The following is a 19,091-nucleotide window of genomic DNA, read 5'->3' as shown; positions in this document are numbered from 1 at the left end:
GAACGGATCCTCCGAAACGAAAATCCCGGCCAAGGCCGGGATTTTCGTTTCGCATGGGCAGGCGAAGCTCACGCCCCCCGGGCACGGCGCACCGTCACTGTCTCGCCGCCGATGCCCCAGTTGTCCGTGGGCACCTCCTCGATGACCACCACCGTGGTCTGGGGATTCTTGCCCAAGACGTCCCGCAGCAGGTTGGTGACGCCCTCAATGAGCTGCGCCTTGGCTTCCTTGCTGGCGCCCTCCTGGGTGATCTTGATGTTGACGTAGGGCATCGAGGGTTCCTCCTAGTTTGGGTTGCGATTTGGCGGCCAGCCACGCGCCCGCGCTGACCAGCGTGAGCGCGACCGCCAGGGCCGGGGTCATGTCCTCGCCGAGGATCAGCGCCGCCAGCCCGCCGGATACCGCCGGGACCAGGGCCATGAGCGCCCCCAGCCGGGCCGGGCCAAGCCTGTCCTGGGCGCGCAGGTACAGCCACATGACCAGAAGCGTGGTCACCACGCCGTGGTAGACGCCCTGGGCCGCCAGCCACGCGGGCTCGGCCGCGCCCAGGTTCTTGGGCAGAAACAGGGCGTAGACAGGAAGATACACCACGGCCGGAGCCAAGGCCAGAAAACGCGTGAGGAGCCAGGGCTCCATGTTCCAACGCTTGGCCAGCACCCCGTACACGGCCCAGGCCAGCGACGATCCGAGCAGCAGGGAGTCCCCGGCCAGGGTGTCCGCGCCGCTCGCGCCTGCCAGGAACTGCGGTGCCATCAGAGCCAGGCCCGAGGCGATGAGCGCGTAACCGCCCCACTGCGCTCCGGCGGGACGCCTGCCCAGGAGCCACCAGCCCAGCATGGCCGTCTCGAAGGGCAGCATCCCCGGAAAGAGCAGCGCTCCGTGGGTGGCCGGGGCCAGCTTGAAACCGCCGTACACCAGAAGACCGTAGGCCAGCCCGCCGATGAGGGCCAGGGTCCACAGCCGCCAGGAGGACCACACAGCCCGGCCCATGTCCCCACAGAACGGAGCCAGCACCAGGGACGCCGTGGCCAGGCGCAGGGCCAGCATGTCGAAGGGGGTCACGGGCGACGCCCCGGTGAGGCCGAGCCTGCTCACCAGCATGAAGGCCGACCAGAAGGCGACCACGGCGAAGCCTGCCAGGTAGCCGGTGCGCGAGGAGGATGGGACTGGCGAGAGCAAGGGTGATGGTGATGGTGAGGGTGAGGCGGTCATCAGCGTACACCTTTGGAGTCATGGGAGAAGCGCAGGTTTGGAAGCCTCCGGCGGCCAAAGGGGCTTGCCCCTTTGGAATCCCATGCCGGGGCGGGAATTGTGCCGGGGTCCGTGCATTTGCGGCCTGGGCGGGAGTTGCCCGTCGAGCGCCGCAAGCGCCGCTTGCCTTGACCCGCGCGAAGGATTACCGAAGAAAAGAAGCATGTAAAACGATGAATGATGATATTTATAATCGCGAGACATGAACGATGGAACTGACCGACCTTGAGATATTCCAGACCGTGGCTCGTCTGGGCGGCGTCACGCAGGCAGCGTCAAAGCTCAACCGGGTACAGTCCGGAGTTTCGGCGCGCTTGACGCGCCTGGAGGCCGAACTGGGAGCGGAACTCTTCGCCCGGCAGGGGCGGGGCATGGTATTGACCGCAAACGGGCGGGCGCTGCTGGACTACGCCGACAGAATTCTGCTGCTGGCCGGGGAGGCCAAGGCCTGCGTGCGCGGGGACGTGCCCGCGGGGCCGTTCCGTCTGGGGGCCATGGAGAGCACGTCGGCCTCGCGGTTGCCCAAGCTTCTGGGAGAGTACCATGCGCGCTACCCGGGAGTCGCCCTGGAGCTGTCCACCGGGGCCACGGCCGACCTCGTGCGCGACGTGGCCGGGTACAAGCTGGACGCGGCCTTCGTGAGTGAGCCCGTGACCGCACCGGGCATCGAGAAGATCGAGGCGTTCCGGGAGGAACTGGTGCTGGTGGACGCGGCCGGACGGCCGGCGATCACCGGCCCGGCGGATATCGCGGGGCGCACGCTTTTGGTGTTCAAACAGGGCTGCGCCTACCGCAAGCGGCTCGAGGATTGGCTTTCCGCAGGGGGAGGCGCTTCCGGACGCACGGTGGAGCTCGGCTCCTACCAGACCATGCTCGGCTGCGCGGCCTCGGGCATGGGGGTGGCCATCATGCCGCGCAGCGTCACGGACATGCTGTCTGGGACCTCCGGCGTGAGCGTGCACGCGTTGCCGCCGGAACTGGCCAGGGCCGAAACCTCGCTCATCTGGCGCGCGGGCGGCGACACTGGGGCGGTGCGGGCCCTGGCGGCGATGGTGCGGGAGGCAAACAAGTGATAGCTTTAGGATTGAGCGCCATTCACCCCATTGAATGCCATTCAACTTGACCAAGTGAACAGGGTTCACTATCTGGAGTCATGGGCACGATCAAGCGGTTCGGCAAGGTGCGTCTGGCTGTTTTCGGCGGAGAGCATGGAAGAGCCCATTTCCATCTTGCCGGGCCGGGATTCCAGTGCTCGTTGGACCTGGAGACGTTGGAGATGCTGGCGAGTGACGCGCCTCCTGCAGTGCTTAGGCAGGTGCGGGAATGGGCCAGGGCCAACCATGACGTCATCATGGCGGCCTGGGAGGAATGGAACGAATGAGCGACAAGTATCCGAGAATCAAGGCCGTGGAGGCGTGCGGGGAAACCCGGCTCAAGGTGGATTTCGGGCGCGACGGCGTCCGCGAGGTCGATCTGTCGGAATTCGCCACAGGGAAGAAGGCCGTCTTGCGTGACGAGGCCGCCTTCGCCGCCGTGCGTGTCGGCGAATACGGCGCCAGCGTGGAATGGCCGGGCATCGGCCTGGAAGTAGGCGGTGACGCGCTGTGGCGGATGTCGGAGCGCCAGTTCGGCAACGCCATGCGCCCGGAGGACTTCAAGGCGTGGCGCAAGCGTCTGGGCCTAACCCAGGCAGCCACGGCCAAGGAACTGGGCATCACCCGCCGGGCGGTGATCTATTACGAACAGGGCGCGCGCATCATCCCCAAGGTGGTGATGCTGGCCTGCAAGGCGCTGGAGATGGAGCGCGAGAGGCAAAGGGCGGCGTAACGCCCCCCAACGCAAAAAACCCCGGGTCGCCCCGGGGTTTCGCTTTCAATCATGTTCGGCCGTGCGGCCCGCGTTCCCTATTCTTCCTTGGCCTTCTTGTGCTCGGCGATCACCTTCTCGGCCACCGGGGGCGGGGCGTCCTCGTAGTGGTCGAAGCCCATGGTGAAGGCCCCCTGGCCGCCGGTCATGGAGCCCAGGGTCTTGGCGTATTCCTGCATCTCGCTCATGGGCACGTGGGCCTGCACTTCCGTGACGCCTCCCGTCGAATCCGACCCCAGCACCTTGCCCCGGCGGCTGGAGAGGTCGCCGATGACGTCGCCCATGAAGCTGTCCGGGATGGACACGCTCACCAGCGCGATGGGCTCCAGGAGCACGATCTTGAGCTTCTCGCAGGCCGCCTTGAAGGCCACCGACCCGGCGATCTTGAAGGCCATTTCCGAGGAATCCACGGTGTGGAAGGAGCCGTCGAACAGCTCCACCCGGAAGTCCACCATGGGGTATCCGGCCAGCACCCCGCGCGCGGCCGCCTCCTGCACGCCCTTGTCCACGGCCGGGATGTACTGGCGGGGGATGGAGCCGCCAACGATTGCGTCAACGAATTCGTAGCCCTCGCCGCGCGCCTTGCCCTCCATCCTGATCCAGCAGTCGCCGAACTGGCCGCGCCCGCCGGTCTGCTTCTTGTGACGGCCCTGCACCTCGGCCTTGCCCCGCACGGTCTCACGGTAGGGGATGGTGGGTGCCTTGAGCACCACGCCCACCTTGAAGCGCCGCTTGGCCTTTTCCACCAAGGCCTCCACGTGGGACTGGCCCATGCCCGAGATGAGCATGTCCCCGGTCTCCTCGTTGCGGGTGAGCCTCAAGGTGACGTCCTCGTCCAGGAGCTTGGCCATGGCCTGGTAGGCCTTGTCCTCGTCGCCCTTTTCCGCCGGGGCCATGGCGTAGGAGATCATGGGCTCGGGCAGCTTGGGCTTCAGCATGGTGAACGGCTTCTTCTCGTCGCAGAGGGTGTCGCCGGTCTTGGTTTCCTTGAGCTTGGCCACGGCGATGATGGCGCCGGGCCCCACGGGCTCCTTGACCTGCTGGTTCTGAGCGCCGTTCAGATAGAGGATGGAGCCGAAGCGCTCCCTGGCGTCGGAGCGGGTGTTCAGGAGCGCGGCGTCCTGGGCGATGGTGCCCGAGAGCACGCGCATCACCGAGAGCTGTCCCGCGAACTGGTCGAACATGGTCTTGAACACGAAGCAGGCGGGCGGACCGCTGGGGGTGACCGTGAGAAGCGACTCGTCCTCGCCGTCGACGGTTTTTTCGCCCACGGGGGTGTCCAGGGGCGAGGGGAAGAAGAGCTGGGCCGCGTCCAGGATGCGCTGGCCGCCCATGCACTTGAGCCCCGAGGCCACCATGACCGGGTAGAGCTCGCCGCAGACCACGGCCTTGCGGGTGGCGGCCACAAGATCGTCCAGGGAGACGCTTTCGGGGTCTTCCAGGTAGCGTTCCATGAGGGTTTCGTCGCACACGGCGATTTCTTCCATCATGGTCTCGCGCATGCCCTCGACCTCGTCCTTCATGTCGGCGGGGATGGCGATCTCGCTGACCTTGCCGGTGGCGTCGAAAGCGTAGGCCTTGTTCTCGACGATGTTCACCACGCCGGAGAAAGAGTCGGCCTTGCCAATGGGGATGTTCTGCAGGAAGGGCTTGACGCCGAGCTGGTTCTTGATGCCGGAGAGGGCCATGTCGTAGTCGGCCCGGTCGCGGTCCATTTTGGTGATGAGGAAGATCGTGGGCAGGCGAAATTTGGAGACTTCCTGCCAGAGCTTCCTGGTCAAGGGCTTCACGCCGTCGACCGCGTCCACCACGAAGATGACCGCGTCCACGGCGGCCAGAATGTATCCCAGGTCGCCGTTGAAGGAGAGGTCTCCCGGAGTGTCGATAAGGAAGTGGCGGTTCTTGTTCCATTGGAAGGTGGCGAAACCGGGCTGAACGGAACCCCGGCGCTTGATTTCCTCGGGCTCGTAGTCAAGGGCGGTGTTGCCGTCTTCGATTTTTCCCAGTTTGGGCACCGCCCCGGCTACATACAGAAGCATTTCGGCCACGGAGGTTTTGCCGCAACCGCCGTGGCCGATGAGAGCGTAGGTCCGCTGATTTTTGAGAACGTCAAGCATGCCAGTCTCCCTTGGTATCCTTTAAAGGTTCGTCCCTGGAGCCTTATCTGCCGTCCGCCTCCGCCCAATGGACGGGTTTTCCACTCACATGGCACCTTTGTAACGGGAACGCCATCCGGACGCAACCGCCGGGACGAAAATGCCGAGAAATCAGCACATCAGCTCCCCACTCTCTCCCAAAACTTGCCGTTGTGCCCGGAGGCGGCGCGCGGTAGTGTCCCCCGCCGACATCATTTGCGAGGTTGCCATGTCCGTTGTCCTGATCGCCGACGATTCCATGTTCCAGCGCTTCTTCATCAAAAAGATCGTGACGGAAACGGGCCACGCGCCCCTCGAGGCCGCCACGGGCAGGGAACTCCTGGACCTGGCCCTGGACAAGGCCCCCGACCTCATCATCATGGACCTGAACATGCCGGAGCTCTCCGGGCTGGAGGTGCTGGAAGCCCTGCGCGACAGCGGCAAAGCCTTCACCACGGCCGTGGTCACGGCGGACATCCAGCACACCACCAAGGCCCGCTGCCTGGAACTCGGGGCGCGCGAGGTCCTCCACAAGCCCGTGGACGAAGAAGCCCTGCGCGGCGTCCTGTCCAGGCTCCTTCCAACCGCCTGATCCGCCGGTTTCCGGAAACGCCCCATGGATCCGGCCCTGTTGGCCATCTTCAGGGAAAGCTCCCTGGACCAGCTCACCCGCGCCGAGGCCCGTATTCTGGACCTGGAGAACGCGGACGCCGACACCGCCGCCCAGGCCGTCGAGGCGGTGTTCAGGGGCGTGCACACCATCAAGGGCGACGCCGCCACCCTGCATTTCTCCCGCATATCCCAGCACTGCCACGAGATGGAGACCGTGCTGCACCGGCTGCGCGGGCGCGAGCTTGCGCCCTCCTCCGGGCTGATTTCGGCCCTGCTGACAGCCTTCGACGCCCTGGGGGAAGCCATCCGGTGCGCGCCGGACGAGCCAGCCACCGGCGCGGAGCAGGCCCTGGCCGCCCTGGCCCAGTGGCAGGATTCCCCGGGACGGCGCGCCCAGGCCGCCGGCTCCCTGCAGCCCCTGGCCCAGACGCAGGAGGCCCAGGCCCCGGAGGCGCTGGAGCTGAGCTACAACGTGAGCGCCGCCCGGCTGGACCATCTGCTCGGCCGCATGGGCGAGATCATGCTGGCCAACGCCAAGCTCGGCGCCCTGGCCCGCAGCGAGCGGCGCTGGCAGTACCTGAGCCTGTCCGGGGATCTGGAGCGCCAGCTTGCGGGCCTCGGCCAGGCCATCCTGGAGATGCGCCTACTTCCCTTCCAGGCGGTCACTGCCAAATACCGGCGCATGGTGCGCGACCTGGCCGCCGAGGCGGGCAAGGATATCGACTTCATGGTGTCTGGCGAGATGACCGAGCTGGACAAGTCGCTCATTGAAAAGCTCAACACGCCCCTGGTGCATCTGCTGCGCAACGCCGTGCGCCACGGCATCGAGACGCAGGCCCAGCGGCTCATGGCCGGGAAGCCGTCCACCGCGACCATCGCGGTGGACGTCCGCCAGGAGGGCGGCGAGATCGTGCTCACCGTGGCCGACGACGGGGCGGGCATCGACGCCCGGGCGGTGTTCGACAAGGCCGCGCAGGCCGGGCTCGTGGCGTCCGACGCGGCCATGACGCCCCGGGAGATGGTCGGGCTGGTGTTTCTGCCGGGCGTGTCCACGTCGGGAGAGGTGGACGCCGTTTCGGGGCGCGGAGTAGGCCTGGACGCGGTGCGCGCCTCCCTCGAGGAGCTGGGCGGCGAGGTGAGCCTCGAGACCGCGCCAGGAAAGGGGGCGGTGTTCACCCTGCGCGCCCCGCTGTCCATGTCGCTGATGGAATGTTTACGGGTGCGGGTGGGAGAGGAGTTCTACTTCCTGCCCATGGAATGCGTGGAGCAATGCGTGGAGCAGGCCGTGCCCCCGCAAGAGGAACAGTCCCCGCGTCGGGCGGCCGCCACCTGCGCCCCGGACGGGCGGCTTCTGCCCTGCCTCAACCTGGACGTGCTCTTCGGGCTTGCGCGCCCGGGCCGGACCGTACGCCATCTGGTGGTGGCCCGGCACGGCGGGGTGCGTTTCGGGGCCACGGTGGACGAGGTGCTGGGACTCAGCCAGGTGATGGTCAAGGCCCTGGACAAGAAACTCCTGGCCCAGGATGCGTTTCTCGGGGCGGCCTTGGGCGAGGATGGGTCCATGTGCCTGATCGTGGACCCCCGCTTCCTGGCGAGGCAGGCCCAGGGGGTTGTCCTGGCGGAGTGAGCGGCGTCACATCCCCGGCGCCTGCACCACCCGGTCGCGCCCCCGGCTCTTGGCCAGGTACAGGGCCTGGTCGGCGGCATGGAGCACGTCCTCGATGGTCTGGTTCTCCGAGAGGCAGGTCACGCCCAGGCTGGCCGTGACCGATATGACCCCGCCCTCCTTGAGGATGGCGATGCTCTTCACCCGGTGGCGTATGCGCTCCGCCACCTGCATGGCCTCGTCGACGCCGGTTTCGGGCAGGATGATCCCGAACTCCTCGCCGCCCAGGCGGCCCACGGAGTCCACGTCGCGCACCTCGTCCTGGCAGACATGGGCGAAAGCCTTGAGCAGCTCGTCGCCCGCCAGGTGCCCCCAGGCGTCGTTGACGTCCTTGAAGTGGTCCACGTCGATGCCCACCAGGCACAGAGGGTGGCCGTAGCGCTTGGCGCGGCGTATCTCCTTGATGAGCAGGTTCAGGAAATGGCGGCGGTTGGCCAGGCCGGTGAGCATGTCGAAGGAGGCCAGCTTGCTGAGCTTGGTCTCGATGCGCTTGCGCAGGCGGTTTTCGCGCTCGAGGCTGGCCTTGATGCGCAGGTTCTCCTGCAGGCGGTTGTGTATCTCGGTGACGTCCTGGAGCGAGAGCACCACATGGTCCACCGTGCCGCCGGGCCCGCGGACGCCGTAGGCCACGGAATGCTGCAGCCGAAGCGCCCCGCCCGGCAGCGGAGCCGGGATGATGTGGTTGTGCAGATGGTAGGAGAATACGGCCGGGGGCGCGCCCTCGAACAGGTCCAGCAAGCGGTCCGTGACGATGGGGCGGTTCAGCTGGGGAAAGAGCTCCCGGGCGTCGCGGCCCACGGCCACGCCGCGTCCGAGCCCGCTCCAGGACTCCAGGCAGGCGTTCCAGAAGAGTATCTCGAAGTTCCTGTCCAGCACCATGATCCCCAGGGGCAGGAAATCCATGGAGTGGAACGGGCCGTTGTGCGGCATGTCGGGCCTCGCTCTCTACGTCTGGGGGTTCAGGAGCCTGTCCAGCGCGGCCAGAAGGTTTTCGAAGGTGGCCATGTGGAAGAAGATGAGGATGTCGCCTTCGGCCACGGTCCCTTCGAGGCTGAACCGGGCCTTGATGAGGATGATCACCCGAGGGTTCTCGCCGCCGTCCTTGAACAGGTCGGCGATGTTGCTTTCGAAGTAGTCCGGGGGAAAGTAGTCCACGCCCACGCCGAGCACGTTGACGATGGACCCCATCACCCCGTTGAGCACGATGTTGCCCACTTCCTGGATGGTGCCTATGCGCAGCGAATCCAGGTCCATGGGGTAGCCGTCCAGGTCCTGCCCGAGCATCTGGGAGACCAGCCAGGATGCGCTCTGCTTGGGAAAAACCAGCCCGGCCCAGCCCGAGAACGGGCCGCGGAACCCCAGGCGCACGGTGGAGAGCGTCTGGTCGTAGCCGTGCCCGAGCCTTCCCTCGCATTCGGCGGGGGACAAAACCAGTATCTCGGGCAGGTCGAGGCTCACGTGGGTGCTCACCATCTGGTTGATGAGTCCCGCCGCCTTGCCGACACCGATGTTGATCAACTCTTTGAGGAGGTCGAGCTGCTGGGGAGAAAGATTCATTTGGCCTGCCGCATATATCCAATCACTGATTTATCTTTTGCAAATTTAGCATGTTCGAAAGAGCAGTTCAACGCGAAACTGCCCCTGCGGGCGCGGGGGCACGTGCGCGTCCGGCTCGCGCCCTCGGACAGCGGCACGGACGAGATACGGGTTTTCCTCACCCGCGTAACCGTGTAGGATGGTGGCGGGTTCCTCGCGCAAAGACGCCGGTCTGCCTGGTCTGCCTGGACCAGGCCCAAAGGGGACAGGACATGCTCACCGACTACTCGCAATCCCTCGAGAGGCTGCAAAAGGCCCTGGGCGAGAATTACCAGCATTCGCCCTACATCCTGGGCACGCCGGGAACGTCCCTGGCCTGCAAGGTGGACCCCTTTTACTACCTGGCCATCCAGCCGGGGTTCCTCAAGTACCTGAGCCGCTGGGCGGGCATGCTCCCCGAGAGGGTGCAGGCCACCCTGGTCAAGACCGGCAACATGCTCTCCGACGCCTCCCATTCCCTCGTCACCGCCAAGCTCCACGTTTTCGAGGAGGGCCGAAGCTCCCTGGCCGAAGTGACCGCCAGCTTCATCCTGGCGGGCTTCATCGACCAGGCGCTGGTCCTGTACGGGGGGAGGCAGGAGCCGCCGTCGGTCTCCCGGCTCAAGATCCTCGACTCGGACCGGAGCAGGACGGACGTCCTCTTCGAAGGCAAGACGCCTCTTGCCGCCCTGGCCTTCGGCAACCCCAACCAGAGGAAATCATGAAAAGACTCCTTGCCGTTTTTCTGCTGGCCCTTCTCCTGCCCGCCTGTTCCATGATCGGCCTGGGTGATTCGTCCAGCATGCTGGAAACCACCGAGTACGGCATCTTCAAGGACGGCCGCCTGGACATGCAGACGAACGGAGTGCCCATGGCCATCGGCACCACCTTCGGATTCCGCTTCAAGGTCGCGCAGAGCAAGTCGGGCCCGGTCAAGGCCCGGATCGTCACGGCCACGCCGGGGCTCATCGACCCGTCCAAATCCAAGGTCCAGACGGACTACGTCTCGGAGTTGACCCTCGACCCCGGCCAGACCTACGATGTGTTCTTCACCTTCTCGGAGCCCTGGGAACTGGTCTCAGGGCACTGGGAACTGCGCGTGGAAACGGACAAGGGAGAGACCCTCTCCCAGAAATTCGACGTCTATAAACAGCAGATGTGAGCCATGAGCGAGAAGCCTTCCATTGTCGTCTTGGACGGCGCCACCCTCAACCCGGGAGACAATCCCTGGGACGAGGTGGCGGCCCTGGGCCAATTCACCCTCTATGACAAGACCCCGCCCGAGCTGACCGTCGAACGGGCCAAGGGAGCGCGCATCGTCGTCACCAACAAGACCCGCATCACCCACGAGGTGCTGGAGGGCTTGAAAGCCTGCGAATTCATCGCTGTGCTGGCCACGGGCTACGACGTGGTGGACGTCTCCGCCGCGGGCAAGCGAGGCATACCGGTCTCCAACGTGCCCGGCTACGGGGCCGAGTCCGTGGCCCAGTTCGTCATGGCCCAGCTTCTGGCCCTGACCCGCAGGGTGGAGCTGCACGACTCGCTGGTGCGCGACGGGGAATGGAACAGGCGGGCCGAATTCACCTTCTGGGCCACGCCGCAGTTCGAGCTGGCGGGAAAAACCCTGGGCGTGGTCGGGTTTGGGGCCATCGGCAGGCGCGTGGCTGAGCTGGCCCTGGCCTTCGGCATGCGCGTGGTGGCCCATGCGCCCAGGCCCAAGGAGCCCCTGAAATCCCCCTTCTTCGCCTTCGTCGGCCTGGAGGAACTTTTCAAGGAAGCGGACGCGGTCAGCCTGCATTGCCCGCTCACCAAAGGCAACGAGGGGTTCGTGAGCGAGAGGCTGCTCAGGCTCATGAAGCCAGGCGGCTACCTGGTGAACACCGCGCGCGGAAAGCTGGTCAACGAAGCGGACTTGGCGCAGGCCCTCAATTCAGGCCATCTGGCCGGAGCCGCCCTGGACGTTCTGGGCGTGGAGCCCCCCGATCCGGCCAATCCGCTGCTCGGCGCAAGAAACTGCCTCATCACCCCGCACATGGCCTGGGCCTCGCTCACGGCGCGGCAGCGCCTCATGGGCATCACCGCGGCCAACATCCGGGGGTTCCTGAACGGCCAAGCCCAGAACGTGGTCAACGCCGACTTCCTGACCGAAACCGCATGAACGAAAACGCCGGTCCGGCGTCAAGCCGGACCGGCGCGTACTGCATGCGGCGCATCCGTCGGTTCTAGACCTTTCCCGAAACCATCGTCCCCTTGGCCATGAAGCCGCCCTCGAGGACCTTGGTCTGAAAGTCGTAATCCGAGTTCTTGCCCGACCCGCCGAAAGAGCCGGAATTCATGTAATCGAGCGTGGTCTTGACCACTCCGGCCCCGAATTCCTGCTTCGCGGCCTTGGTATCCATCGCCGTCTGCATCGTGTTCATGCCGGAGACTCCGGACATGCCCGAGATGCCGCTGCTGTCGCTGCTCATGACCCACCTCCAGGAGACGGTCTGCGCCGTTTCGAAACTCATATCGGCACCCTGGAGGCGGACTTTAGGGACAGGGCGAAATTTATTTCGCCTCTTCCACGGGGTATTTGGCCCCTTTCCAGGCGTAGATGCCGCCGGGAAAGCGCACCACGCTTGCGTAGCCCAGTTTCTTGGCCCAAATGGCCCCGTTGTGGCTGCGGGTACACTTGACGAAGCCGCAGTAGAACACGATGAGCCTGTTCTTGTCGGGGCCGAGCAGCTTCTCGAAATCCTGGGGGGTCTTACCGCCGGTCTTGGAGGCGTCCCACTGCTCCATGGGCTCGATGGGGAACTCGAAGGATACGGCTCCGGCCACGTGCTCCTTCTTGTAGCTGGCCTCGAAGGGCATGGTGTCCACAACCAGCATGGGCTTCTTCTCGTCCTGCATCTTCTTGAGCTCTTCGGCCGTGACCAGGGTGTAGCCGCCGGACACGGTCTCGCGGGCCAGCTTCACGGACAGGGCGTCCTTGTCCACTTCCTCCTCGAACATGTCCTTGGCGAAAGCCCCGGCGGTGAAGACCGTCATGATCACGGCGCACATGAGCGCGGACACTGAAAAACGAAACGCCATCGGAATCCTCCTCAGGTTGGAATTGCACGTTTGGGGGAGGAGAGGCCCGGGCGGAGCGTGCGCATCCGCCGCCAGCACAGGAAGGCCACCCCCGCCAGCATGGCCCCGTCGCGCCAGAGCGCCCGACGGATGGAGCCGAAGGCCTCGAGCTCCGGATCGGAGGGGCCGTAGCAGCCGCAGTCCACGTCCAGGCCCATCTTCAGGGCGTAGAGAAGCACCGCCACGAACAGGACCAGAAGCCCGCCGGTGAGCGCGAGCCCGCCCCCGCGGTTCAGCAGGAGCAGGACGCCCGCCACCAGTTCCAGACAGGGCAGCGCCACGGACAACGGCCCCACGGCGGCCTCGGGCAGGACGCCGAAGGCGCCGACGATGACGGCGAATGCCCCGGGCCGGGCCAGCTTGACCGCACCCGCCGCGAGAAACGCGAGGGCCAGGGAGACCCTGACCAGATGAGTGAAGAGGTTGTCCATGCCGCCTGCTCTCCGGAAATTTTCAAGCATATAGCACGGCTGGACCCGGACGGACCAATCGCTTGTGGCAATGACCGGGGCACTATGGCATCACCCCTGGCAATAGGAATAATTATCAGATTCGATAGCTAAAAAGGCGGAGGGCTGCACGAGCGATCGACGGACGCCTGGCGGCTTGAGAAAACGTGTCCGGGGCTGGACTTGCGGGCACGTTCCGTGCATGAAAAAGACATTATGATCAAAACCGTCCTCTCCGCCCTGCTCTTTTCGGCCGTGCTCTGCGCAAGCCCCGCGAACGCCGTGGACAACGAGGCGGTAATGCGCTGCATCCTGCGGGAAATACTGGCCTCGGTCACCTGCAAGAGCGTGGACGAGTTCCGCCTGGTGGGCAAGCGCGACGAGGTCTACGTCTTCAACACCCACTATGCGGCAAAATTCACCGAATTCTACTGCCAGGTTTTCGACAAGGACGTGATCATCACCTGCAAGGCCTGGCAGGGAAACATGGCCTCGGCGCGCCTGCGCTTCGAGTCCCAGCCGGGATGCATCTCGGCCACGGTGAACTCGCCCTGGGCCGAGTGCCACGCCCCCAAGATCGTGCAGTGCTGCGGATCGGACTAGCCCCGCCCTCCCAGGACCAAACCGCACCAAGAGCCTGATCGGACTCGCGGCCCACTCCTGCCGGGCCGGCGGCGCCCGTCCCCCCGCATTCAGTCCTTCCAGGTCATGCCCCGCATCCAGGCATAGGCCGCCGCCACCACCGTCAGGGGGTAGAGCGGCCAGTACCAATCCGCTTCCAGCAGCCAGCAGGCGACCCCCCAGACCAGGACAGCCACGGTCCATGCCTCGACGTATTTGCGCACCTTGCGCCGGGCGGCCGGACCGGGGGGCCTGAGAAGGGGCAGAGGCTCCAGGCCTGCGCCGCCGCTCTCCGCGCCGGCCCTGCGCCCGGACTGGAGCTTGTGCCCGCACTCCTGGCAGCTTCTGGCTTCGTCGGGGTTTTCCCGGCCGCAACGGTTGCAGATCATGGCGTATGGTGCGTTGACAAAATTCCCGCCGGAAATACATTCATGGGGTTGTCGTAACGTCCTACCGCCCCGCCGGGCGGCGGGCAACCACAAAGCGAGGCGCGCCATGAGCGGCGGCAAGTCCGACAAGAACGTTCCCGTCTACCTCGACCTAGTCCCCTGCCACGGTTGCGGAGCCTGCGCTGAAATCGCTCCGGAGCTTTTCGGCATGGACCAGGATGTGGAGCGCCCCTTCCTCAAAACCCCCGAGGGCCCCGAGGATTCGGTCCGCCAGGCCATGGCCTACTGCCCCAACGACTGCATCACCACGGACGAGTAGTCCAAGCCCCCCCCTTTACTCGCAAGCCGGGCCGGAGGCCCGGGTCCGTCGAGCATCCGGGTGCGCCTTAGGCATCAGCCCATCACGCGCGGGGACGCGGGACGTTTTGCGCGGGCGAGGCTTGACGCCGTCAAGTTCGGCACGCTTTATGCTAAAGTAAAAAACAAACCTGACCTTATCAGGAGGAAATACCATGCAGACAGAAACCACCTTCAACGCGATGACCGTGCTTCAGGCCATGCTTTCCGGCTACGCCGTGGAGATCGAAGGCGTGAAGTACGCATATGACGAAGAAAGCAGGAAAGTCGGCGTCCTGGGCAAGAAAGGCGACGAGGACTTCATCCTGTTCTGCGACATTGACCTCAACCGCTTTTTGTCCATGTGCGAACAGATCGCCCCTGAAAAAATCCAGGAAGTGCTCGCCGTGCTTCAGTATTCTCCCCAGCAGGAATCCCGGGGGCTCGATGCCGGCAGCCAGCACTTTCACTAACCGGCGCTCAAGCCATGCCCCGCCCGAAACCGGCGCGGCGGCGCCCAGGCCTTTGCGCCGGGTGTCCCGCGCCGGTACGTCGGCCCCCTCCCCGACCGGCAGGAACGCCAAGCGGTTCAAAATTCCAAAGACGGAAATTTTGACGGTTGCGTGATCTGTTCGCCAGCCGCTTCGCCCGCGAACTGAAAAACGGGCCATCCAAAGGCAGAATTTGGACTGCTCCGGGCTCAGACTTCCGCACATTTTTGTCGACAATCTTCATTTTTGAAAACATTCATGTCGTTCCCGCTTGCCCGCCCAATACAATTTTGTTAAGAGCGTCCTCGCAACAAGCGCTGGATACATTTTTGTAATCAGGCATCCCACCGAAACCATTGTAAACTTTGGCCAAGCAGCCGCTGGAGCGGACATCCCTGTCCACTCCGGGAAAAGGATGCCGGGAAGAACGCCTCACTCGCGTTTTTTCCGGGCGCACAGTGCTTTCCCCTCGGCGTCGGCCAAAAGGCAGCAGGAGGAAACCCCATGATCCAGGCGGGCGACACCGCGTTCATCCTCGTCAGCGCGGCCTTGGTGCTGCTCATGACCCCGGGGCTGGCCCTGTTCTATGGCGGCATGGTCCGGCGCAAAAACGTGCTGGGCACCATCATGCAGAGCTTCATCATGATCTCGCTCGTAAGCATCGAGTGGGTCTACCTGGGCTACTCCATGAGCTTCGGCCCCGACGTGTCCGGCTTCATCGGCAACCTCTCCTGGGCCGGACTGGCCGGAGTCGGAGCCACGCCCAACGCGGACTACGCCCCCACCATCCCCCATGTGGTCTTCATGATCTACCAGTGCATGTTCGCGGTCATCACCCCCGCGCTCATCACCGGCGCGTTCGCCGAACGAGTGAAATTCAGCGCTTTTGTCATTTTCAGCCTGGCCTGGACCGTGCTGGTCTACAACCCGGTCTGCCACTGGGTGTGGGGCAACGGCGGATTCCTCAAGGAGATGGGCGTGCTGGACTTCGCGGGCGGGCTCGTGGTGCACCTGACCTGCGGCGCGGCCGCCCTGGCCTCGGTGATGATCGTCGGCCCCCGCAAGGACCACGGCAAGCGCCAGTTCTTCCCCCACAACCTGCCCATGACGCTGCTCGGCACCGGGCTTCTCTGGTTCGGCTGGTTCGGCTTCAACGCCGGCTCCGCCCTGGCCGCCGACGCCGTGGCCGGATCGGCCTTCGTGTCCACCCACCTGGGCGGCATGGCCGGCATGGCCATGTGGACCGTGGTGGAATGGCTCTACCAGGGCAGGCCCACCACCCTGGGCGCGGCCTCGGGCGCCGTGGCAGGGCTGGCCACCATCACCCCGGCCGCCGGGTACGTCACCCCCAACTCCGCGGTGCTCATCGGCCTGACCGCCGGGTTCTGCTGCTACTGGGCGGTGGTGTTCAAATCCAAGATGCGCTTCGACGACAGCCTGGACGTGGTGGGCATCCACGGCCTGGGCGGCCTCATCGGCACGCTCATGGCCGGGCTTTTGGCCACCAAGGGGATCAATCCCAACGGCGCGGACGGGCTTTTCTACGGCAACGCCGCGCAGCTCGGCATCCAGGCCCTTGGCATCGCCGTCGTGGGAGGGTATGCTTTCGTGGTGAGCTACGTGATCCTGAAGGTCGTCAACGCCTTCATGGGCCTGCGCCTGACTCCGGACAACGAAGGCGTGGGCCTGGACGTGGCCGAGCACAACGAAGCCGCCTACAGCGAATAAGCCAAGGAGCCCGCCCATGAAGAAGATCGAGGTCGTTACCCGCCCCCACAAGCTCGAGGACGTGAAACAGGCCCTCACCGAGATCGGCGTCATGGGCATGACCGTCACCGACGTGAAGGGCTTCGGCCGCCAGCGCGGCCACAAGGAAGTCTACCGCGGAGCCGAATACAAGGTGGATTTCCTGCCCAAGGTGAAGATCGAGATCGTGGTGGACGACGCGCGCACCGCCCAGGTTGTGGAAACCGTGCGCGCCGCCGCCCAGACCGGCGAGGTCGGCGACGGCAAGATCTTCGTCCTGCCCGTGGGAGACGTGCTGCGCATCCGCACCGGCGAGACCGGAGACGACGCGGTCTGATCGGCCGTACCAAGAGCGTATTACGAAAAAGCCCCTCCCCGTGGGGCTTTTTTCGTTCTTTTCTCGGGATTCATGCTAGGGTGATTTGCAAAAATGCGCGAATGCGCACGGGGGGCCCTCCAATGAACGCCATCGTATGGTTTCTTCTCATCGGGCTTGTGGCCGGCTGGCTGGCCGGGGTCTTGGTGAAGGGCGGCGGCTTCGGCATCGTCGGGGACATCGTGGTGGGCATCGTCGGCGCGGTGGTCGGCGGTTTTCTGTTCGGCATGCTGGGGATCATCGCCGGAGGCCTGCTGGGCGCCATCGCCACGGCCACGGCGGGCGCGGTGGTCTTCATCTTCCTCGTGCGCCTGCTTAAGCGGATGTAGCGCAGGCTCCCACGCCCCGGCGGCCGCCCTGCCGACGTCCCGGAGCGCTTTGTGCGAAGCCCCCGGGCCGGCTTTCCTCAGCCGCGCGCCTTTGGCCTGCATGCGCCCTGGCAGCATCCCCCGGAAAGCATCTCGGAATAGGCATAGAGGATGCGCCGCTCGCGCTCGGCCTGATCGGGCGTGAGCGGCCTTGCGGGATGGGCCTCGGCCAAGGCGGCCAGATCGTCGCAATGGGGGATGGCCCGCAGGCCCGTGCCCAGCACCTCCCCGGAAGCGCTTGCGGCCAGCGCGGCGGACTTGGTGTCCGTGGCCAGCACAAGCGGCACGGGGGGATCGTGCAGCCGAGCAGCGGCCAGGGATTCGCGCAGGTAGCTGCCCGGCTCGCCCGAACAGAACACCACCAACATGAGGATCTCGCCGCCCGGCCCCAGAACCGCCAGGTCCACCATGCGGGTGTACTCCGTGCCGTCCACGGGGAAGCGGATTCCGATCTTGGACATTACCCTGTCCCTGGGATAGCCGCGCTCCTCCACGAACAAACGGGCGAGGGCCTGGCGGTAGACCTCGTAGGAGGTCTCCTCGAGCTCCTCGCCCGTGAGGTAGTCGCGGATGACGGTTCCGAGTGATTCTTCGTGCATGGGCGGCCCTCCAGCTCCTGGGAAGAGGCTACCCCACGGGCACGAAACACCACAAGCGCGATTTGCCCGACACTGCACCGGTCGCGCCCGCCGCTCAGCTATTGGCTTTTAGCACCAATCAGTGCCACGCGGATGGCTTTGACCTTGGCGGAATCCTTGAAGTCTGCCCTGCTCAAGCTCGTGGCGGAATCCGTCCCCGCCAGCAGACGCTTCATTCCCGATAGCAACTGGTCCACTTGCTTCGAATAGGGACAGTCGCCTTTCTTGGCCTTGCTTGCAGCGGCCTTGCAGGCTTCTTCTTTGGCGATCAAGTCGACAGTCTGGTCCACGAGGTCCGTGGCCCAAAGCGTCCGCGCCTGCACCTGATCCTTGGACGCCGCCCCCAGGGCGTTCATTTCGTTCTTCACACGATTGAGGTTTTGCGCCGTTTCGTACTGAGCAAGCAAATCATCCACCAAGTCGGCGTATTTCTTGGATTCGGCGTCGTAGGCTTCCTTGACTACCTTGAGGTAGTCGCCAAAGGTTGTGTCCTTGAAATCGGCCGGCATGGCCTTCAGGCCTTTTTGCACCTGAAAGACCACAAAACTGTCGTCCAGGTATTCCCGCAAGCTTTCCTTCCAAACCAACTCGCCTCCCTCGTCCACTACCAGCTTTTTGTCCAGATGCTTGGCCGGATCGCGGCTTTCATCGCGCACCAGCGCGAAATGCCCGGCCGACAGAAGAGGAGGATGCAGTCTCTCGTCCGCCCCCACGGGCAAGAAGGTCATGGTGAAGGTGAAGATGGTGTCGTCGTGCCTGTCGCTGATGAGAGTGCTTCCGAGTGAATCCAGCATCTTCAACGCCGGGGCCGCCTGGGGCGAGTTCAAGGCGCCCGCTGTAGCAAGCATGTGCAAGAGAGGCTTGACCCATGGAGGCGTCTTGTCCAGTTCGAGGATGAACACTTGCAACAACAACATCCCACCTTCGTATTTCCTGGGAAGGCAGACCGGAGCAAAAAACGTGTTGAGCACTTGTCCCTGGCGGACGTCGTCTCCATAGAAAACCAGACGGCCGTTGTTGACGGCCTGCTGCGTGTAGTCCACATCCCTGCCGGGACCAATTTCCGTGACCCTGGCTACGATGGCTATCTCCCCCCGTTTTTTCTTCTGGCTTATGGCCAGTTCGGGAAAGCGGTTAATGTACGCTTTTCGAAGAAAGATGGACACGGTGTCTTTCCCGGGCAACACCAGTGCCCCGGCATCGGTGACTCCAGGCTGGACCAAGGAAGACTGAGAGGGAAACTTCCCTTCAACATAACTCACCGCACCATGATTCTTAATGGAGCAGCCAGCAAGCACGCACGCCAATGCAAGTGTCCCGAAACAGGATGCCCAGCGCACATTCGCCTTCTCCCTCAGCATGGTTCACCTCGGCATGTTTGATGGTATTCGTACTCCTTCGTTCAGCCGTCGCCACTTTCAAAAATAAATATAAAACATCACCATATATTCGTAC

At 64.7% G+C, this 19,091-nt stretch carries 25 protein-coding genes; 14 read left to right on the top strand and 11 right to left on the bottom strand.

Annotation, left to right across the window (positions count from 1 at the left end; translation table 11 throughout):
- Positions 1-68: 68 nt before the first annotated feature.
- Together ML540_RS08695 and ML540_RS08690 are read right to left on the bottom strand one after the other, a co-directional pair.
- Positions 69-272 (bottom strand): tautomerase family protein, encoded by a 204-nt coding sequence (locus ML540_RS08695; RefSeq protein ID WP_243360046.1) that lies wholly within the window; start codon positions 270-272, stop codon positions 69-71.
- Positions 205-1,179 (bottom strand): DMT family transporter, encoded by a 975-nt coding sequence (locus tag ML540_RS08690; protein WP_243360045.1) that lies wholly within the window; start codon positions 1,177-1,179, stop codon positions 205-207. Before ML540_RS08690 ends, ML540_RS08695 begins: the two co-directional genes overlap by 68 nt.
- Before the next feature lie 281 nt (positions 1,180-1,460).
- Here ML540_RS08690 and ML540_RS08685 point away from each other — a divergent pair, with 281 nt between their 5' ends.
- The 3 genes from ML540_RS08685 (at position 1,461) to ML540_RS08675 (ending at position 3,078) form a co-directional block, all read left to right on the top strand.
- Positions 1,461-2,324 carry a LysR family transcriptional regulator gene (locus ML540_RS08685; protein WP_243360044.1) on the top strand — a complete coding sequence of 288 codons (864 nt, stop codon included), beginning with the start codon at positions 1,461-1,463 and terminating at the stop codon, positions 2,322-2,324.
- Positions 2,325-2,404: 80 nt separating this feature from the next.
- On the top strand, positions 2,405-2,632 hold the full coding sequence (locus tag ML540_RS08680) for a DUF4160 domain-containing protein (RefSeq protein ID WP_243360043.1): 228 nt from the start codon (positions 2,405-2,407) through the stop codon (positions 2,630-2,632).
- The gene (locus ML540_RS08675) at positions 2,629-3,078 is read left to right on the top strand and encodes a helix-turn-helix domain-containing protein (protein WP_243360041.1); all 450 of its coding nucleotides are present in this window, start codon (positions 2,629-2,631) and stop codon (positions 3,076-3,078) included. The genes ML540_RS08680 and ML540_RS08675 overlap by 4 nt, the downstream gene beginning before the upstream one ends.
- Before the next feature lie 77 nt (positions 3,079-3,155).
- On the opposite strand, the gene ML540_RS08670 is transcribed toward ML540_RS08675, so the two are convergent.
- On the bottom strand, positions 3,156-5,234 hold the full coding sequence (locus ML540_RS08670) for an elongation factor G (protein ID WP_243360039.1): 2,079 nt from the start codon (positions 5,232-5,234) through the stop codon (positions 3,156-3,158).
- A 247-nt stretch (positions 5,235-5,481) separates the two neighbouring features.
- Here ML540_RS08670 and ML540_RS08665 point away from each other — a divergent pair, with 247 nt between their 5' ends.
- Both ML540_RS08665 and ML540_RS08660 read left to right on the top strand, forming a co-directional pair.
- Positions 5,482-5,844, top strand: a complete 363-nt coding sequence (locus ML540_RS08665) for a response regulator (protein ID WP_243360037.1) — start codon at positions 5,482-5,484, stop codon at positions 5,842-5,844.
- Positions 5,845-5,868: 24 nt separating this feature from the next.
- Complete coding sequence (locus tag ML540_RS08660; protein WP_243360034.1) at positions 5,869-7,491, top strand: chemotaxis protein CheA; 1,623 nt, start codon at positions 5,869-5,871, stop codon at positions 7,489-7,491.
- 6 nt (positions 7,492-7,497) lie between these two features.
- Here the strand turns inward: ML540_RS08660 and ML540_RS08655 are convergent, their stop codons facing one another.
- Complete coding sequence (locus ML540_RS08655) at positions 7,498-8,460, bottom strand: sensor domain-containing diguanylate cyclase (protein ID WP_243360033.1); 963 nt, start codon at positions 8,458-8,460, stop codon at positions 7,498-7,500.
- A gap of 15 nt (positions 8,461-8,475) precedes the next feature.
- Positions 8,476-9,087: a chemotaxis protein CheC gene (locus ML540_RS08650; protein ID WP_243360032.1), complete on the bottom strand. Its 612-nt coding sequence runs from the start codon at positions 9,085-9,087 to the stop codon at positions 8,476-8,478.
- A 251-nt stretch (positions 9,088-9,338) separates the two neighbouring features.
- Between ML540_RS08650 and ML540_RS08645 the strand changes: the two genes are divergently transcribed.
- The 3 genes from ML540_RS08645 to ML540_RS08635 are packed head-to-tail and all read left to right on the top strand — an operon-like array spanning position 9,339 to position 11,263.
- Positions 9,339-9,830, top strand: a complete 492-nt coding sequence (locus ML540_RS08645) for a hypothetical protein (RefSeq protein WP_243360031.1) — start codon at positions 9,339-9,341, stop codon at positions 9,828-9,830.
- Positions 9,827-10,267: a DUF3859 domain-containing protein gene (locus tag ML540_RS08640; protein WP_243360030.1), complete on the top strand. Its 441-nt coding sequence runs from the start codon at positions 9,827-9,829 to the stop codon at positions 10,265-10,267. The genes ML540_RS08645 and ML540_RS08640 overlap by 4 nt, the downstream gene beginning before the upstream one ends.
- Before the next feature lie 3 nt (positions 10,268-10,270).
- Positions 10,271-11,263 carry a D-2-hydroxyacid dehydrogenase gene (locus tag ML540_RS08635; RefSeq protein WP_243360029.1) on the top strand — a complete coding sequence of 331 codons (993 nt, stop codon included), beginning with the start codon at positions 10,271-10,273 and terminating at the stop codon, positions 11,261-11,263.
- Between the two features lie 64 nt (positions 11,264-11,327).
- On the opposite strand, the gene ML540_RS08630 is transcribed toward ML540_RS08635, so the two are convergent.
- The 3 genes from ML540_RS08630 to ML540_RS08620 all read right to left on the bottom strand — a co-directional run bounded on the left by ML540_RS08630 (position 11,328) and on the right by ML540_RS08620 (position 12,653).
- A complete protein-coding gene (locus ML540_RS08630; protein WP_243360028.1) occupies positions 11,328-11,573 on the bottom strand; it encodes a hypothetical protein in 246 nt (81 codons plus the stop codon).
- An 82-nt stretch (positions 11,574-11,655) separates the two neighbouring features.
- Positions 11,656-12,138: a rhodanese-like domain-containing protein gene (locus ML540_RS08625; protein ID WP_423747887.1), complete on the bottom strand. Its 483-nt coding sequence runs from the start codon at positions 12,136-12,138 to the stop codon at positions 11,656-11,658.
- A 56-nt stretch (positions 12,139-12,194) separates the two neighbouring features.
- Positions 12,195-12,653, bottom strand: coding sequence for a MauE/DoxX family redox-associated membrane protein (locus ML540_RS08620; protein ID WP_243360025.1), 459 nt, complete (start codon positions 12,651-12,653; stop codon positions 12,195-12,197).
- 234 nt (positions 12,654-12,887) lie between these two features.
- Between ML540_RS08620 and ML540_RS08615 the strand changes: the two genes are divergently transcribed.
- Positions 12,888-13,274: a hypothetical protein gene (locus ML540_RS08615; protein WP_243360024.1), complete on the top strand. Its 387-nt coding sequence runs from the start codon at positions 12,888-12,890 to the stop codon at positions 13,272-13,274.
- Between the two features lie 89 nt (positions 13,275-13,363).
- Here ML540_RS08615 and ML540_RS08610 read toward each other — a convergent pair whose 3' ends face one another.
- Entirely contained in the window at positions 13,364-13,681 is a 318-nt protein-coding gene (locus tag ML540_RS08610) for a zinc ribbon domain-containing protein (RefSeq protein ID WP_243360023.1), read from the bottom strand.
- 106 nt (positions 13,682-13,787) lie between these two features.
- On the opposite strand from ML540_RS08610, the gene ML540_RS08605 reads away from it, so the two are divergent.
- The 5 genes from ML540_RS08605 (at position 13,788) to ML540_RS08585 (ending at position 16,959) form a co-directional block, all read left to right on the top strand.
- Positions 13,788-14,000: a ferredoxin gene (locus tag ML540_RS08605; RefSeq protein WP_243360022.1), complete on the top strand. Its 213-nt coding sequence runs from the start codon at positions 13,788-13,790 to the stop codon at positions 13,998-14,000.
- A 193-nt stretch (positions 14,001-14,193) separates the two neighbouring features.
- Positions 14,194-14,490, top strand: a complete 297-nt coding sequence (locus tag ML540_RS08600) for a hypothetical protein (RefSeq protein ID WP_243360021.1) — start codon at positions 14,194-14,196, stop codon at positions 14,488-14,490.
- A gap of 522 nt (positions 14,491-15,012) precedes the next feature.
- Positions 15,013-16,236: an ammonium transporter gene (locus tag ML540_RS08595; protein WP_279343334.1), complete on the top strand. Its 1,224-nt coding sequence runs from the start codon at positions 15,013-15,015 to the stop codon at positions 16,234-16,236.
- A gap of 16 nt (positions 16,237-16,252) precedes the next feature.
- Positions 16,253-16,591, top strand: a complete 339-nt coding sequence (locus tag ML540_RS08590; RefSeq protein WP_243360020.1) for a P-II family nitrogen regulator — start codon at positions 16,253-16,255, stop codon at positions 16,589-16,591.
- A gap of 122 nt (positions 16,592-16,713) precedes the next feature.
- Positions 16,714-16,959: a GlsB/YeaQ/YmgE family stress response membrane protein gene (locus ML540_RS08585; RefSeq protein ID WP_243360019.1), complete on the top strand. Its 246-nt coding sequence runs from the start codon at positions 16,714-16,716 to the stop codon at positions 16,957-16,959.
- 77 nt (positions 16,960-17,036) lie between these two features.
- Here the strand turns inward: ML540_RS08585 and ML540_RS08580 are convergent, their stop codons facing one another.
- Entirely contained in the window at positions 17,037-17,597 is a 561-nt protein-coding gene (locus tag ML540_RS08580; RefSeq protein WP_243360017.1) for a type I restriction enzyme HsdR N-terminal domain-containing protein, read from the bottom strand.
- A gap of 98 nt (positions 17,598-17,695) precedes the next feature.
- Positions 17,696-18,997, bottom strand: coding sequence for a hypothetical protein (locus ML540_RS08575; protein WP_243360015.1), 1,302 nt, complete (start codon positions 18,995-18,997; stop codon positions 17,696-17,698).
- Between the last annotated feature and the right edge of the window lie 94 nt (positions 18,998-19,091).

It is taken from the genome of Fundidesulfovibrio terrae, from assembly GCF_022808915.1.
Taxonomy (GTDB): Bacteria; Desulfobacterota; Desulfovibrionia; order Desulfovibrionales; family Desulfovibrionaceae; genus Fundidesulfovibrio; species Fundidesulfovibrio terrae.
This window is presented reverse-complemented; position numbering and strand designations above follow the sequence as displayed.